At 57.3% G+C, this 14,702-nt stretch carries 16 protein-coding genes; 8 read left to right on the forward strand and 8 right to left on the reverse strand.

From position 1 onward, the window contains the following. Nucleotides 1-12 precede the first annotated feature (12 nt). Genes fdxH through fdhE form a run of 3 tightly spaced genes read left to right on the forward strand, consistent with a single transcriptional unit; the run spans nucleotide 13 to nucleotide 2,473 of the window. Nucleotides 13-915, forward strand: coding sequence for a formate dehydrogenase subunit beta (gene fdxH / locus ACQG2Q_RS25060; protein WP_003861960.1), 903 nt, complete (start codon nucleotides 13-15; stop codon nucleotides 913-915). Next, on the forward strand, nucleotides 912-1,547 hold the full coding sequence (gene fdoI, locus ACQG2Q_RS25065; protein ID WP_006808711.1) for a formate dehydrogenase cytochrome b556 subunit: 636 nt from the start codon (nucleotides 912-914) through the stop codon (nucleotides 1,545-1,547). Before fdxH ends, fdoI begins: the two co-directional genes overlap by 4 nt. Next, entirely contained in the window at nucleotides 1,544-2,473 is a 930-nt protein-coding gene (gene fdhE / locus ACQG2Q_RS25070; RefSeq protein WP_022649835.1) for a formate dehydrogenase accessory protein FdhE, read from the forward strand. Before fdoI ends, fdhE begins: the two co-directional genes overlap by 4 nt. Nucleotides 2,474-2,514: 41 nt before the next feature. Here fdhE and nadS read toward each other — a convergent pair whose 3' ends face one another. From nadS to ACQG2Q_RS25110, 8 genes are all read right to left on the reverse strand, one after another. Continuing rightward, entirely contained in the window at nucleotides 2,515-2,805 is a 291-nt protein-coding gene (gene nadS, locus ACQG2Q_RS25075) for a NadS family protein (protein WP_032626927.1), read from the reverse strand. Then, nucleotides 2,806-3,117, reverse strand: a complete 312-nt coding sequence (locus tag ACQG2Q_RS25080; RefSeq protein WP_022649837.1) for a hypothetical protein — start codon at nucleotides 3,115-3,117, stop codon at nucleotides 2,806-2,808. Between the two features lie 148 nt (nucleotides 3,118-3,265). After that, nucleotides 3,266-4,207: a fatty acid biosynthesis protein FabY gene (fabY, locus tag ACQG2Q_RS25085; protein ID WP_022649838.1), complete on the reverse strand. Its 942-nt coding sequence runs from the start codon at nucleotides 4,205-4,207 to the stop codon at nucleotides 3,266-3,268. A gap of 44 nt (nucleotides 4,208-4,251) precedes the next feature. Then, nucleotides 4,252-4,689: a D-aminoacyl-tRNA deacylase gene (gene dtd / locus ACQG2Q_RS25090; RefSeq protein ID WP_015569909.1), complete on the reverse strand. Its 438-nt coding sequence runs from the start codon at nucleotides 4,687-4,689 to the stop codon at nucleotides 4,252-4,254. Beyond that, nucleotides 4,686-5,567, reverse strand: a complete 882-nt coding sequence (locus ACQG2Q_RS25095) for a virulence factor BrkB family protein (protein ID WP_023298923.1) — start codon at nucleotides 5,565-5,567, stop codon at nucleotides 4,686-4,688. Before ACQG2Q_RS25095 ends, dtd begins: the two co-directional genes overlap by 4 nt. Further along, on the reverse strand, nucleotides 5,561-6,160 hold the full coding sequence (gene yihX / locus ACQG2Q_RS25100; protein ID WP_023305109.1) for a glucose-1-phosphatase: 600 nt from the start codon (nucleotides 6,158-6,160) through the stop codon (nucleotides 5,561-5,563). The genes ACQG2Q_RS25095 and yihX overlap by 7 nt, the downstream gene beginning before the upstream one ends. Before the next feature lie 118 nt (nucleotides 6,161-6,278). Beyond that, nucleotides 6,279-7,079 (reverse strand): DeoR/GlpR family DNA-binding transcription regulator, encoded by an 801-nt coding sequence (locus tag ACQG2Q_RS25105; RefSeq protein WP_023298924.1) that lies wholly within the window; start codon nucleotides 7,077-7,079, stop codon nucleotides 6,279-6,281. Between the two features lie 34 nt (nucleotides 7,080-7,113). Continuing rightward, a complete protein-coding gene (locus ACQG2Q_RS25110; RefSeq protein WP_063850100.1) occupies nucleotides 7,114-8,010 on the reverse strand; it encodes a sugar kinase in 897 nt (298 codons plus the stop codon). Nucleotides 8,011-8,165: 155 nt separating this feature from the next. On the opposite strand from ACQG2Q_RS25110, the gene yihU reads away from it, so the two are divergent. Genes yihU through ACQG2Q_RS25135 form a run of 5 tightly spaced genes read left to right on the forward strand, consistent with a single transcriptional unit; the run spans nucleotide 8,166 to nucleotide 14,674 of the window. Further along, nucleotides 8,166-9,056: a sulfolactaldehyde 3-reductase gene (gene yihU / locus ACQG2Q_RS25115; protein WP_063850102.1), complete on the forward strand. Its 891-nt coding sequence runs from the start codon at nucleotides 8,166-8,168 to the stop codon at nucleotides 9,054-9,056. Nucleotides 9,057-9,073: 17 nt separating this feature from the next. Next, the gene (gene yihT / locus ACQG2Q_RS25120; RefSeq protein WP_063850103.1) at nucleotides 9,074-9,949 is read left to right on the forward strand and encodes a sulfofructosephosphate aldolase; all 876 of its coding nucleotides are present in this window, start codon (nucleotides 9,074-9,076) and stop codon (nucleotides 9,947-9,949) included. 14 nt (nucleotides 9,950-9,963) lie between these two features. After that, nucleotides 9,964-11,205 (forward strand): sulfoquinovose isomerase, encoded by a 1,242-nt coding sequence (yihS, locus tag ACQG2Q_RS25125; RefSeq protein WP_063850105.1) that lies wholly within the window; start codon nucleotides 9,964-9,966, stop codon nucleotides 11,203-11,205. A 16-nt stretch (nucleotides 11,206-11,221) separates the two neighbouring features. Further along, nucleotides 11,222-13,246 (forward strand): alpha-glucosidase, encoded by a 2,025-nt coding sequence (locus ACQG2Q_RS25130; RefSeq protein ID WP_096216866.1) that lies wholly within the window; start codon nucleotides 11,222-11,224, stop codon nucleotides 13,244-13,246. A gap of 45 nt (nucleotides 13,247-13,291) precedes the next feature. Then, complete coding sequence (locus ACQG2Q_RS25135; protein WP_022649848.1) at nucleotides 13,292-14,674, forward strand: MFS transporter; 1,383 nt, start codon at nucleotides 13,292-13,294, stop codon at nucleotides 14,672-14,674. The last annotated feature ends 28 nt before the right edge of the window (nucleotides 14,675-14,702 follow it).

Below are 14,702 nucleotides of genomic sequence, written 5' to 3' on the forward strand. Positions count from 1 at the left end.
CGGAGACGACTTATGGCTTATCAATCTCAAGACATTATCCGTCGTTCCGCGACTAACGGTTTCACGCCCGCGCCTCAGGCGCGGGACCACCAGCAGGAAGTGGCGAAGCTTATCGACGTGACCACTTGTATCGGCTGTAAAGCCTGTCAGGTGGCTTGTTCAGAGTGGAACGACATCCGTGACGAAGTGGGTCACAACGTCGGGGTGTACGACAACCCGGCGGACCTGACCGCCAAGTCCTGGACGGTAATGCGTTTCTCGGAAGTGGAACAGAACGACAAACTGGAATGGCTTATCCGCAAAGACGGCTGTATGCACTGTGCGGATCCGGGCTGCCTGAAGGCGTGTCCGTCAGAAGGGGCTATCATTCAGTATGCCAACGGCATCGTCGACTTCCAGTCTGAGCAGTGTATTGGCTGCGGCTACTGCATCGCGGGCTGTCCGTTCGACGTGCCGCGCATGAACCCGGAAGACAACCGCGTCTACAAATGTACGCTGTGCGTTGACCGCGTAAATGTCGGTCAGGAGCCAGCCTGCGTGAAGACCTGCCCAACCGGCGCTATCCACTTTGGCTCTAAAGAGGATATGAAAACGCTGGCGGCAGAGCGCGTGGGCGAGCTGAAAACCCGTGGTTACGATAACGCGGGCCTGTACGATCCGGCCGGGGTTGGCGGTACGCACGTGATGTACGTGCTGCACCACGCCGACAAGCCGAATCTGTACCATGGCCTGCCGGAGAACCCGGAAATCAGCGCCACCGTGAAGTTCTGGAAAGGTATCTGGAAACCGCTGGCCGCGGTCGGTTTTGCGGCCACCTTTGCAGCGAGCATCTTCCACTACGTCGGCGTTGGTCCGAACCGCGCGGAAGAGGAAGACGATAACCTGCATGAAGAGAAAGACGAGGTGCGCAAATGAGAAAACGTGACACCATCGTGCGCTACACCGCGCCGGAACGCATCAACCACTGGGTCACCGCCTTCTGCTTCATGCTGGCGGCGATAAGCGGGCTGGGGTTCTTCTTCCCCTCCTTCAACTGGCTGATGCAGATACTGGGCACGCCGCAGCTGGCGCGCATCCTGCACCCGTTCGTGGGTGTGGTGATGTTTGCCTCGTTTATCATCATGTTTTTCCGCTACTGGCACCATAACCTAATCAATCGGGATGATATCTTTTGGGCGAAGAATATTCGTAAGATCGTCGTCAACGAGGAAGTGGGTGATACCGGGCGTTATAACTTCGGCCAGAAATGCGTATTCTGGGCGGCGATTATCTTCCTGGTCCTGTTGCTGGTGAGCGGCGTGATCATCTGGCGTCCGTACTTTGCGCCTGCTTTCTCAATCCCGGTGATCCGATTTGCGCTGATGCTGCATTCATTTGCCGCAGTGGCGTTAATTGTGGTTATCATGGTGCATATCTACGCCGCCCTTTGGGTGAAAGGCACCATTACCGCGATGGTGGAAGGATGGGTAACCAGTACGTGGGCGAAGAAACATCACCCGCGCTGGTACCGTGAAGTCCGCCAGAAACAGGAAAAGTCATCTGAATGAGTATTCGCATAATCCCGCAAGATGAGCTGGGGTCGAGCGAGAAACGCACGGCGGATTATATTCCGCCGTTGTTGTTCCCCAGACTCAAGAACCTCTACAACCGCCGCGCAGAGCGTCTGCGCGAGCTGGCAGAGAACAACCCGCTGGGCGATTTTCTGCGTTTTGCCGCGCTGGTCGCCCATGCGCAGGAAGTGGTGCTATACGACCACCCGCTGCAAATGGATCTGACCGCACGCATCAAAGAAGCCAACGCGCAGGGCAAGCCGCCGCTGGACATTCACGTTCTGCCGCGCGACAAGCACTGGCATAAGCTGCTGCATTCGCTGATTGCCGAGCTGAAGCCCGAAATGAGCGGCACGGCGCTGGCGGTCATTGAGAACCTGGAAAAAGCCTCAGAGCAAGAGCTGGAAGAGATGGCGAGCGCGCTGTTTGCCTCCGACTTCTCGCTGGTGAGCAGCGATAAAGCGCCGTTCATCTGGGCTGCGCTGTCGCTCTACTGGGCGCAAATGGCGAGCCTGATCCCGGGTAAAGCCCGCGCTGAATATGGCGAAGCGCGCCAGTTTTGCCCGGTGTGCGGCTCAATGCCGGTCTCCAGCATGGTACAGATTGGTACGACGCAGGGGCTGCGCTACTTGCACTGCAACCTGTGTGAAACCGAGTGGCACGTGGTGCGCATCAAGTGCAGCAACTGCGAACAGACCCGCGATCTGAACTATTGGTCGCTGGAAAACGAAGACGCGGCGGTGAAAGCCGAAAGCTGCGGCGACTGCGGGACCTACCTGAAGATTCTGTATCAGGAAAAAGACCCGAAAGTCGAAGCGGTAGCCGACGATCTCGCCTCGCTGATCCTGGACGCGAAGATGGAGCAGGAGGGCTTTGCCCGTAGCTCGATCAACCCGTTCCTGTTCCCGGGGGAAGGGGAGTAATTTCCACTAAAGCCCGGCGAGCCTCTGTGCAACCGGGCTATTTACTGCGATAGGGCTGGGATGACATGTTGAGGGTCGTTAGCAATGGCGCGCAATAGCGCTTTAGCGGGGCCTGTAGGTGAGCGTCTGCCTTGTTCCCAGTTACGCAACGTATCAACGCTAACTGAGATTAAGTTCGCGAATTTACTCTGCGACAACCCGGACGCCTGACGAATTTCTTTTATTTTCATCGCATCAATTTGAAACGTACGCGACGGCTCTCGTTGGCCCTCGGCAATTTCGTTGATTTGCGCAATGCTTTGGGTTAATCGCTCAAACAGCGCCTTATCCATTTACCACCTCTCAATCATCTTTTTCAGTATGGCTTTTTCACCCGCGGAGAGGTCATCTTTGATCCCTTTGCGATAGATGAGCAGCAACCTGATTTCACACTCACGCGTACGGTGAAAATAGATAACTCTGACTCCACTACGCTTTCCCTTACCGCCAGCAAGCCAGCGAATCTTTCGCAAGCCTCCCGTATTCTGGATCAGATCGCCGTAATCCGGTTGCGTTGCCAGGAATATTTGGAACCTATGATATTCGTCGTCATCCAGTAACGTTTTGACGTCTTCTGTAAAAATATCCGTTTCAATGAATAGCATAAATCATACGCCATTGGCTTATAGTAGCAAACATCCAATGTACGTCAATGACGTACCCCTAGCTGATTACGTTAATGGGATACGCTGAATAAAGCGAAGTATAATTCCTGCTACGTTGTGTATTTGCGAGCCGCTTTCCAGACGACTGCTACTCCTCCTCGTTCCCGCCCTCTTCATACGCGCCATACGGCTTCGCAGGCAGAACGATATAGGTGCCTTCAAACACCGCGCCCGGCGTTTCATCGCCGAACAGCTCAACCTGCATTTGTACGCGTGCTTTACGCCCACGCGCCAGACGGTCGAGATCGCCACCCAGTGCGCCCAGGTCAGCTACCGCGCTCGGCTTGCCGCTGATCGGCGCGCTGTAGCGGATATGGGCATCGGCCAGAATAATGGTGCCGCCGAGATGACGTTCGCGCAGCATCAGCCAGATCAGTCCCCAGCCGGTGAGCGTGGCGAGTGAAAACAGGCTACCGGCAAACAGGGTATGGTGTGGGTTCTGGTTGCCGGTTTCCGGCATGGTGGTAATAAATTTTTGCCCGGTATATTGCTGAATACGCACGCCCATTTTTTCACTGAGCGGAATGTGCTGATACCACGCCTGCTGGAGCTGCCCGCACCAGTCGGCACGATGGAGAATATCGTCCAGGGTGGCGATGGGTTTGATCATCAAAAAGTGACGAATCGGCGTAGTTTGCGGGGCGGTGATTTCCCCCTGATTCACGAAACCAAGCTTGGCAAAGAACTCAACGGCATCTTCACGGGCGCTACAGGTGACGCGCTTGACCCCTTCCTGACGGGCGACGGATTCCAGCGTCATTGCCATCAGCGTTCCGAGGCCTTTGTCCTGCACGGAGGGGTGAACGGCCATAAAGCGGATTGAAGCTTCGTTGTCGGCATTGATATACAGACGCCCCACGGCAACCAGATTGCCCTCTTCATCAACCACCATCTGGTGGTGCGCCATCGCGTCCCAGGCGTCGCGTTCAGACCCTTTCGGTTGATGCAGTGGCTTGCGCAGCATTTCCCAGCGGAAATGGTAATAAACCTCTAACTCTTCTTCCGTTTGCGGTACTCGAAGGTGATACATAGCTGTACTCTCTCTTGTTACCCGCGGCCAGGCCGCCAGTTGGCTCATACCTGGAGCCAGAATGTGACGGGGCCATCGTTCACCAGCGAAACCTGCATATCCGCAGCGAATCGTCCGGTTTGTGTATTCATGTCCTGTTGGCGACAGCGCTCAACAAAGTACTCGTAAAGGGCTTCTGCGCGATCCGGTGCCGCGCCCTTCGAAAAACTCGGCCGCATGCCGCGTTCGGTATCCGCAGCCAGCGTAAACTGGGACACCACCAGCACGCTGCCGCCCGCCTGCTGAACGTTCAGGTTCATCTTGCCTTCCGCATCGCTGAAAATGCGGTAGCCCAGCACGCGCTCACACAAGCGGTTGGCTTTTTGTTCGTCGTCATCCTTTTCGACACCCAGGAGCACCAAAAGTCCTGGGCCGATTTCACCCGTCACCTCATCCGCCACGGTGACGCTGGCACGGGTTACGCGCTGAATCAATGCAATCATGGTTGGTCTGCTTCTTGTTGTTTTTCAGCTTCTGCTGCTTTTTTAAGTTCGCGGTAGACCCCGAGAGTGACAGTTATTTCGGCGCCAAGCAAGACGATGCACCACGTCCAGTAGACCCAGACAAACAAAATGGGGATCACCGCCAGTACGCCGTAAATCAGCTGATAAGAGGGGAACATGGTGATATAAAGCGCGAATCCTTTCTTGCCCAACTCAAAGAGCAACGCCGCGACCAGCGCACCCACCACGGCATCCCGGTTGGGTACGCGCGTAGTTGGCACCACGCTATAAAGCAGCCAGAACGAAAGCCACGATAAAATCAGCGGGAAGATGCGCAGCACGTTATCGATCACGCTGTTTAAATCGCTCGCCCAGCGCAGCGAAAGAAGGTAAGAGCTGATCGCCAGGCTCGCCCCCGCCAGCAAGGGGCCGAGGGTTAAAATCATCCAGTAGACGGCAAAGGAATAGACCTTTGGGCGGACTTTTTTGCTCCGCCAGATAGTGTTGAGCGCACTGTCGATGGAGTACATCAGCAGCAGCGCGGTAACAATAAGCCCACACGCCCCCACCGCCGTCATCTTGCTGGAGTTAGCGACAAACTGTTCAATGTAGTTCTGGATCACATCGCCGGTGGCAGGTATAAAGTTTGCGAAAACAAAATGGCGAAGCTGCATGCTCACATCGGCAAACATCGGAAACGCCGAAAAAAGCGCAAAAATCACCGCCACCAGCGGAACCAGCGAGAGCAAGGACACGTAAGCGAGATTGCCCGCCAGCGTGGTCATGTTGTCCTCATCAATGCGATGCCAGAGGAGTTTCAGCCACGCCCTCAGCGGGCGCGTGTGGTGATTGGCTTTTTGATGAACGGTTTTTAGCATAACTGCTTCGCAAAGTAGTTCGGTATCGTCTCTTTTCCGGTCACCAGAATGGAGGTGATACCTAACTGATTAGCCCCTTCTATATTATCGACGTTGTCGTCAAAAAAGACCGCATCCGCTGCCGTGAATCCTTCTTCCTGCAATACCGCCTGATAGATGCGCGCCTCAGGTTTACGCATCCCCATCTCCTGGGAGAGATACACTTTATCTGCCGCCGCGTGAATTTCAGGGTATTCATCCGGCCAGAAGGTGGTATGCAGGCGGTTGGTATTAGACAGCACGACAACGCGATGCCCCTGCTCGCGCAGCTTGTGCATGATGTCGATCACTTCGGGGCGGATCGCGACAAATATGGCCTGCCAGCCGTGGGAAAATTGCTCGTAACTTAACGAGAGACCCATTTCCTGACAGAAACGCTCTGCGAACGCTTCGTCGCTGATCTCACCGCGCTCGTGCAAATGGAAAGTCTCACCCATCGCGAAATTCTGCTTTAACGTCGCCAGCGGAACACGGCTAAAATCGCTCCATGCGCCCAGCACCCGGTTAAAATCGATATCGACGATTACATTTCCTAAGTCAAAGATATAAAGCATGTTTATCTCCTTTCGCCGTGGAAAAGTAACTGTAGCGGGAAAGAGAAAGTTTAGCTATGCGCCAGATTCAGCTTAGAGAAAGGAAAGGCCCGAATCGCAATATCGGGCCATAAGACGATCAGCCAGCCTGCTGCTCTTCTCCGGAATTCACTTCGACAACCTCAACCTTGCTGGATTTTAGGTGACTTTGCAGCGCCGGGCCGGGCAGCTCATCGGTGAACAGCGCCGTCGCCTGCGCCACGTTGCCAATTTCAACCGCCGCGGAGGCGTGGTATTTCGTATGATCGGCCGCCAGTAAAATGTGACGGGAGTGGGCAATCATGGTTTTCACCACGCTGGCTTCGTTAACGTCAAATTCCATCATCGCGCCGTCGTGCTCTATCGCCCCCACGCTGGTCACGAGGTAGTCCGCCCGGAAGCCAGACACAAACGCCGTTGCCGCAGGCCCGATAATGCCGCCGTTATGCGGGCGCAGCGTACCGCCAGGTACCATCACCTCAAAACGCGGATTCTTATAAAGAATGTGCGCCACCCGCAGGCTGTTGGTGATGATGCGCAGATGATTATGGTTAAGCAGTGCCCGGGCAACGTGCTCCACGGTCGTCCCGATAGTGATAAAGATGGTCGAGCCATCCGGGATATAGTCCGCAATCGCTTCGGCAATCGCCCGTTTCTCTTCGGTAAGCGAAACTTCACGCTGTTCGAACGCCGTATTGACCACGCTGGATGCCCTGCCCGCACCGCCGTGATGACGGGTGATCAGCCCCTGCTCGCTGAGCTTACGGATATCCCGGCGCACGGTTTGCGTCGACACATCCAGCAGCTGCGCCAGTTCATCAATGTTCATATAGCCGCGATCGGCAATCAGCGTCAGCAGCTGATCGTGACGCGGGTTGCCGGTCAGTTCGGTAAGGCTCATGGGCTGTCCTCTGAAAACCATCACGCCCCGCATTTTATACAAAAAGTGACAAAAAAGAGCGGGTTTGATCACAGTCGGGTATACCCGCGCGCCCGCCGGGCTTTGTGCATTTCAGTGCTGCGACGGCGCTGGCAAAACGCACGGCGTCTGCGGCGGGCAATTTCTGCCCCAGGCTGACCGCCAGCGCACCGTGGAACACGTCGCCCGCGCCGGTGGTATCAATGACCTTCACTTCAAAACCAGGCTGATGACATAGCGCGCCGTTTTCCAGCCAGAAACAGCCGTCTCGCCCCTGCGTGACATACACATGTCCATTTGTGAGCATTTGTGCTTTTTTTAATGCGTCTTCTGTTTCATCCAACTGCGTTAAACGCCGCAGCCCAGGCGCAGAGAAGGCCGCGTGATCGCTTAAGGCGATCAGCTCCACGATATCCTGCGGGGTAACATCCGCATCCAGCAACGTCGGAACGCCCTGCTGACGGGCCAGGGTAAATGCCTGTTTTGCCCCGTCATGCCAGCGCACGTCGGCTAAGACAATGTCCCACTGAGAGAAGTCGATTTCATGCAGCCAGCCTGCCTCGGCGGGCAGATCGGGGCTGGGGTAGTTGGCAATCACTCTTTCCCCACCTGCGTCCACCAGCACCGCCGATTGCGACGATCGGGCCCCCTTAACTACGCGCGTATAGCGGGTGTTCACCCCCAGGGATTCCAGCTCCGCAAGCAACCGTCTGCCGGTATCGTCGTCCCCCACCCGACCAATAAAATCCACTTCCGCGCCCAGTTTCGCGGCTGCCACTGCAGCCGTTGCCGCCGGGCCGCCGCCCACTTCCGTGTAGTCTTTTGCGACATATTTCCCACCTTCTTTTGGTAAATCCTCGAGATACCAGATGCGATCCAGCACGGTAATGCCGACACAAACGATGCGAGTCATGGTGATTCCTTCTGCGATTTCTGATGCCTTCATTTTAATTTCACCAAATGTTTAAAAAGTGACCCGTGTCAATTTTTTGACTATAAATTACAAATACGATCAAAAACAGACACCACAAACGCGCAAAAATTGACACGATGTGACAGGAGAGAGGCATGTCAGCAATCGCATTTATCGGCTTAGGACAGATGGGCGCGCCCATGGCGAAGAATCTGTTGAAACAGGGCCACCAGCTTAACGTTTTTGATGTGAACCCGCAGGCGGTTCAGGCGCTGGTAGAGAGCGGCGCCCGGGCGGCGGCAACGCCCGCACAGGCAGCAACGGATGCCGAATTCGTGATCACTATGCTGCCAAACGGCGACCTGGTGCGCAGCGTGCTGTTCGGCGAGCACGGCGTGTGCGAAGGATTATCCCGCGACGCACTGGTCATTGATATGTCCACCATTCACCCGCTGCAAACCGACGCGCTGATCCGCGACATGGCTGAGCAAGGCTTCAGCCTGATGGACGTGCCCGTCGGGCGCACCTCTGATCATGCCATCGCCGGTACGCTACTCCTGCTGGCAGGCGGCACGGCAGAGCAGGTTGAGCGTGCCACCCCCGTCTTAATGGCGATGGGTAATGAACTGATTAACGCCGGCGGGCCGGGAATGGGCATCCGCGTCAAGCTCATCAATAACTACATGAGCATCGCCCTGAACGCCCTTTCCGCCGAGGCCGCCGTACTGTGCGAAGCGCTTGGCCTCTCCTTTGACGTGGCGCTCAAGGTGATGAGCGGCACACCTGCGGGCAAAGGCCACTTCACCACGTCATGGCCGAACAAGGTGCTGAAAGGGGATCTTTCACCCGCCTTCATGATCGACCTTGCGCATAAGGATCTGGGGATCGCCCTCGACGTGGCCAACCAGCTGCATGTCCCAATGCCGCTGGGCGCGGCTTCACGCGAAGTTTACAACCAGGCACGCGCCGCCGGGCGCGGGCGCGAAGACTGGACAGCCATTCTTGAACAGGTTCGCGCATCTGCCGGGCTGAAAAAAACACACTGATACGAAAGGACTGAGGAATGACGATGTACACCCTGAAAGATATCACCCGACCTTCCGGCGGTTTTGCGATGCTGGCCGTGGATCAGCGCGAAGCGATGCGCCTGATGTTTGCGGCGGCAGGCGCGCCGGTACCGGTAACCGACCAGCACCTGACCGATTTTAAGGTCAACGCGGCAAAAATTCTGTCGCCGTACGCCTCTGCCATTCTCGTCGACCAGCAGTTCTGCTATCGCCAGATTGTCGAGCAGCGGGCCGTGGCCAAAAGCTGCTCGATGATTGTGGCAGCCGACGAGTTTATTCCGGGGAACGGTATTCCGGTCGACAGCGTGGTGATCGACAAGAGCATTGACGCGCAGGCGGTCAAACGCGACGGCGGCAAGGCGCTGAAGCTGCTGGTGCTGTGGCGCAGCGATGAAGATCCGCAGCAGCGCCTGGAGATGGTGAAAGCGTTCAATACGCTGTGCCACGATAACGGTCTGTTGAGCATTATCGAGCCGGTTGTGCGTCCACCGCGCCGCGGCGCCGCGTTTGACCGCGAGCAGTCGATTATCGATGCGGCCAAAGAGCTGGGCGACAGCGGTGCCGACCTCTACAAAGTGGAAATGCCGCTGTTTGGTAAGGGCACGCAGCAGGAGCTGCTGGCGGCCTCGCAGAAGCTGAACGAGAACATCGCCATGCCGTGGGTGATCCTCTCCTCCGGCGTGGACGATAAGTTATTCCCGCGCGCGGTGAGCGTGGCGATGCAGGCGGGGGCATCGGGCTTTTTAGCCGGTCGCGCCGTCTGGTCCTCTGTGATTGGCCTGCCGGACACCGAGCTGATGCTGCGTGATATTTCCGTACCAAAACTTCAGCGTCTGGGTGAGATCGTCGACGAAATGATGGCTCGCCGTTAAGAAAGGATCCGAACATGAAATGGTTTAATACCCTGAGCCATAACCGCTGGCTCGAACAAGAGACCGACCGCATTCTCGATTTCGGTAAAAACGCCGCCGTACCGACCGGCTTTGGCTGGCTGGGCAATAACGGGCAGGTGCGTAGCGATATGGGCACCCATCTGTGGATCACCGCCCGCATGCTGCACGTTTACGCGGTGGCGGCGAACATGGGACGTCCTGGTGCGTACGCCCTGGTTGAGCACGGCATTAATGCCCTGAACGGTCCGCTGCGCGACAAACAGCACGGCGGCTGGTACGCCTGCGTAAACGATGAAGGCGTAATTGATGCCTCCAAGCAGGGCTATCAGCATTTCTTCGTCCTGCTGGGCGCGGCGAGCGCCGTCACCACTGGCCATCCGCAGGCACGCAAGTTGCTGGACGACGCCATCGAGGTGATTGAGCGCTACTTCTGGAGCGAACAGGAGCAGATGTGCCTGGAGTCCTGGGATGAAGCCTTCAGCAAAACGGAAGATTACCGCGGCGGTAACGCCAACATGCACGCCGTGGAAGCCTTCCTGATCGTTTATGACGTGACCCACGACCGTAAATGGCTCGACCGCGCCCTGCGCATCGCCTCGGTGATTATTCACGACGTGGCGCGCAAAGGGGAGTACCGCGTTAACGAGCATTTCGACACCAACTGGAACCCGATCCGCGATTACAACATTGATAATCCCGCCCACCGCTTCCGCGCCTACGGCGGCACGCCGGGGCACTGGATTGAGTGGGGTCGCCTGATGCTGCACCTGCACGCCGCCCTGGAAGCGCGCTTTGAAACCCCGCCGGAATGGCTGCTGGAAGATGCGAAAGGCCTGTTCCACGCCACCATCCGGGACGCCTGGGCACCCGACGGGGCCGATGGATTTGTCTATTCCGTGGGCTGGGACGGCAAGCCAATCGTCCGCGAACGCGTGCGCTGGCCAATCGTCGAAGCGATGGGTACGGCTTACGCGCTCTACACCGTCACCGGTGAGGCGCAGTACGAAGCCTGGTATCAGAAGTGGTGGGATTACTGCATCAAGTACCTGATGGATTACGAAAACGGTTCATGGTGGCAGGAGCTGGACACCAATAACGAAGTGACCACCAAAGTCTGGGACGGCAAGCAGGATATTTACCATCTGCTGCACTGCCTGGTGATCCCCCGCCTGCCGCTGGCGCCGGGCTTAGCGCCTGCCGTAGCCGCCGGATTACTGGATAGCCTGGCCAAATAATAAAGACGGAGTTTTTATGCGTACCCTACACAATATTGACCTGAAAAATAACGAAAGTGGTTTTACCCTGCGCTGGCAGGACCGTCTGATTTTATCCCACTCTGCGGATGCCCCTTGCCTGTGGATCGGCGCAGGTGAGGCGGATATCGAGATGTTTCGCGGCAACTTCAGCATCAAAGACAAGCTCAACGAAAAGATTGCCCTGACGAACGCGACCGTTACGCAGCAAAGCGCGGGCTGGGCAATCCGCTTTACCCGCGGCGACGCGGTGAGCGCGACACTGCTGGTGGGCGTAGATGCTGAAGGCCGTCTGGAGCTGAAGCTGAAAAATGACGCCGCCAGCCATAACCGCATCTGGCTGCGGCTGGCAGCTCAGCCTGACGATCATATTTACGGCTGCGGCGAGCAGTTCTCGTATTTCGATCTGCGCGGCAAGCCGTTTCCGCTGTGGACCAGCGAGCAGGGCGTGGGCCGCAATAAGCAGACCTATGTCACCTGGCAGGCCGACTGCAAAGAGAACGCGGGCGGCGATTACTACTGGACCTTCTTCCCGCAGCCTACCTTCGTGAGCACCCAGAAGTACTACTGCCACGTGGATAACAGCTGTTATATGAACTTCGACTTCAGCGCGCCGGACTTCCACGAGCTGGCGTTCTGGGAAGATAACGCCACGCTGCGCTTCGAATGCGCAGAAACCTACGTCGATCTGCTGGAAAAACTGACCGGCCTGCTGGGGCGTCAGCCTGAACTGCCGGACTGGGTTTACGACGGCGTGACGCTGGGTATTCAGGGTGGCACCGAGGTGTGTCAGCAGAAGCTCGACGCCATGCGCGAGGGCGGCGTGAAGGTGAACGGCATCTGGGCGCAGGACTGGTCCGGCATCCGGATGACCTCCTTCGGCAAACGCGTGATGTGGAACTGGAAGTGGAACAGCGCGCTCTATCCGCAGCTTGATGAGCGGATTGCGCAGTGGAAACAGGAAGGCGTGCAGTTCCTCTCCTATATCAACCCGTACGTCGCCAGCGATAAAGATCTCTGCGAAGAGGCGGCGAAACGCGGCTATCTGACCAAAAACGCCAACGGCGAGGATTACCACGTTGAGTTCGGCGAATTCTACGCGGGCGTTATCGACCTGACCAACCCGGCAGCCTACGGCTGGTACAAAGAGGTCATCAAAAAGAACCTGATCGAACTGGGCTGCGGCGGCTGGATGGCCGATTTCGGGGAATATCTGCCGACCGATACCTTCCTGCACAGCGGCGTTAGCGCGGAGATCATGCATAACGCCTGGCCTGCCCTGTGGGCGAAATGTAACTACGAAGCACTGGAGGAGACCGGCAAGCTCGGGGAGATCCTGTTCTTCATGCGCGCGGGCTACACCGGCAGCCAGAAGCACTCGGTGATGATGTGGGCGGGGGATCAGAACGTCGACTGGAGCCTGGACGACGGTCTGGCGTCCGTCGTACCGGCGGCGCTGTCTCTGGCGATGACCGGGCACGGGCTGCACCACAGCGACATTGGCGGCTATACGACGCTGTTCGAGATGAAGCGCAGCAAAGAGCTGCTGCTGCGCTGGTGCGACTTCAGCGCCTTTACGCCGATGATGCGTACCCACGAGGGCAATCGCCCTGGCGACAACTGGCAGTTCGACGGCGACGCCGAAACCATCGCGCACTTCGCGCGCATGACCACCGTGTTCACCACTCTGAAGCCGTACATCAAAGCGGCGGTTGCGCAGAACGCGAAAAGCGGCCTGCCGGTGATGCGTCCGCTGTTCCTGCACTACGAGGACGACGCGCGCGCCTACACGCTGAAATACCAGTACCTGTTTGGCCGCGATCTGCTGGTGGCCCCGGTTCATGAAGAGGGACGCCGCGACTGGTCGCTCTATCTGCCGCAGGACAGCTGGGTCAATGCGTGGACGGGGGAAATCTGCCGGGGCGGTGACGTGACCGTTGATGCCCCGCTCGGCAAACCGCCGGTCTTCTATCGCCAGCAAAGCGAATGGGCAGATCTGTTTAGCACCTTACGTCATATCTGATAAGGCTCGCCCGCGGGGAAACCTGCGGGCAGACGGAGAACAATAATGAGTCAACATACTTCTGACCCGGCAACCCTGCGCCTGCCGTTTAAAGAAAAACTCGCCTACGGGATGGGCGATCTCGGCTCTAACATCCTGCTGGATATCGGCACGCTGTATCTGCTGAAGTTCTACACCGACGTGCTGGGGCTGCCCGGTACCTACGGGGGGATTATCTTCCTGATTGCGAAGTTTTTTACCGCCTTCACCGATATGGGCACCGGGATCATGCTCGACTCCCGGCGCAAGATTGGCCCGAAAGGGAAATTCCGCCCGTTCGTGCTGTATGCAGCCTTCCCTGTGACGCTGCTGGCGATTGCCAACTTCGTCGGCACACCGTTTGAGATGACTGGCAAAACGGTGATGGCAACGGTGTTGTTCATGCTGTACGGCTTGTTCTTCAGCATGATGAACTGCTCTTACGGCGCGATGGTGCCCGCCATTACCAAAAACCCGGACGAGCGAGCCTCGCTGGCGGCCTGGCGTCAGGGCGGCGCCACGCTCGGCCTGCTGCTCTGTACCGTGGGCTTTGTCCCGGTGATGAACCTCATTGAGGGCAATGACCAGCTTGGCTACATCTTTGCCGCCACCCTCTTCTCGCTGTTCGGGTTGTTCTTTATGTGGTGGTGCTATAAAGGCGTAACCGAGCGTTACGTTGAGACGCAACCTGCTAACCCGGCGCAGAAACCGGGGCTGTTGCAGTCGTTTCGCGCCATCGCCGGGAACCGTCCGCTGTTTATCCTGTGCATCGCTAACCTGTGCACGCTGGGTGCCTTTAACGTCAAACTCGCCATTCAGGTCTACTACACGCAGTACGTGCTGAACGACCCGATCCTGCTGTCGTACATGGGCTTCTTCAGCATGGGTTGTATTTTTATCGGCGTCTTTATGATGCCCGGCGCGGTGCGGCGCTTTGGTAAGAAAAAGGTCTACATCAGCGGGCTGGCAATTTGGGTGGCAGGCGATCTGCTTAACTACTTCTTCGGCGGCGGCTCGGTGAGCTTTGTGGCGTTCTCCTGTCTGGCGTTCTTCGGTTCCGCGTTCGTGAACAGCCTGAACTGGGCGCTGGTCTCCGATACCGTGGAGTACGGCGAGTGGCGCACCGGCGTACGCTCCGAGGGGACGGTCTATACCGGCTTTACCTTCTTCCGCAAGGTATCGCAGGCGCTGGCGGGCTTCTTCCCGGGGATCATGCTTACGCAGATTGGCTATGTGCCCAATGTGGTGCAATCCGCCGGCACGGTTGAAGGGCTGCGGCAGCTGATATTTATCTACCCGAGCCTGCTGGCGGTCATCACCATCGTGGCGATGGGCTGCTTCTACAACCTCAACGAGAAGATGTATGTGCGCATCGTGGAAGAAATTGAGCTGCGCAAACGTACGGCATAAATGACGTGATTGAGCGCCCTGCGGGGCG

The organism is Enterobacter cloacae complex sp. 370H10 (genome assembly GCF_050031535.1).
GTDB lineage: Bacteria > Pseudomonadota > Gammaproteobacteria > Enterobacterales > Enterobacteriaceae > Enterobacter > Enterobacter intestinihominis.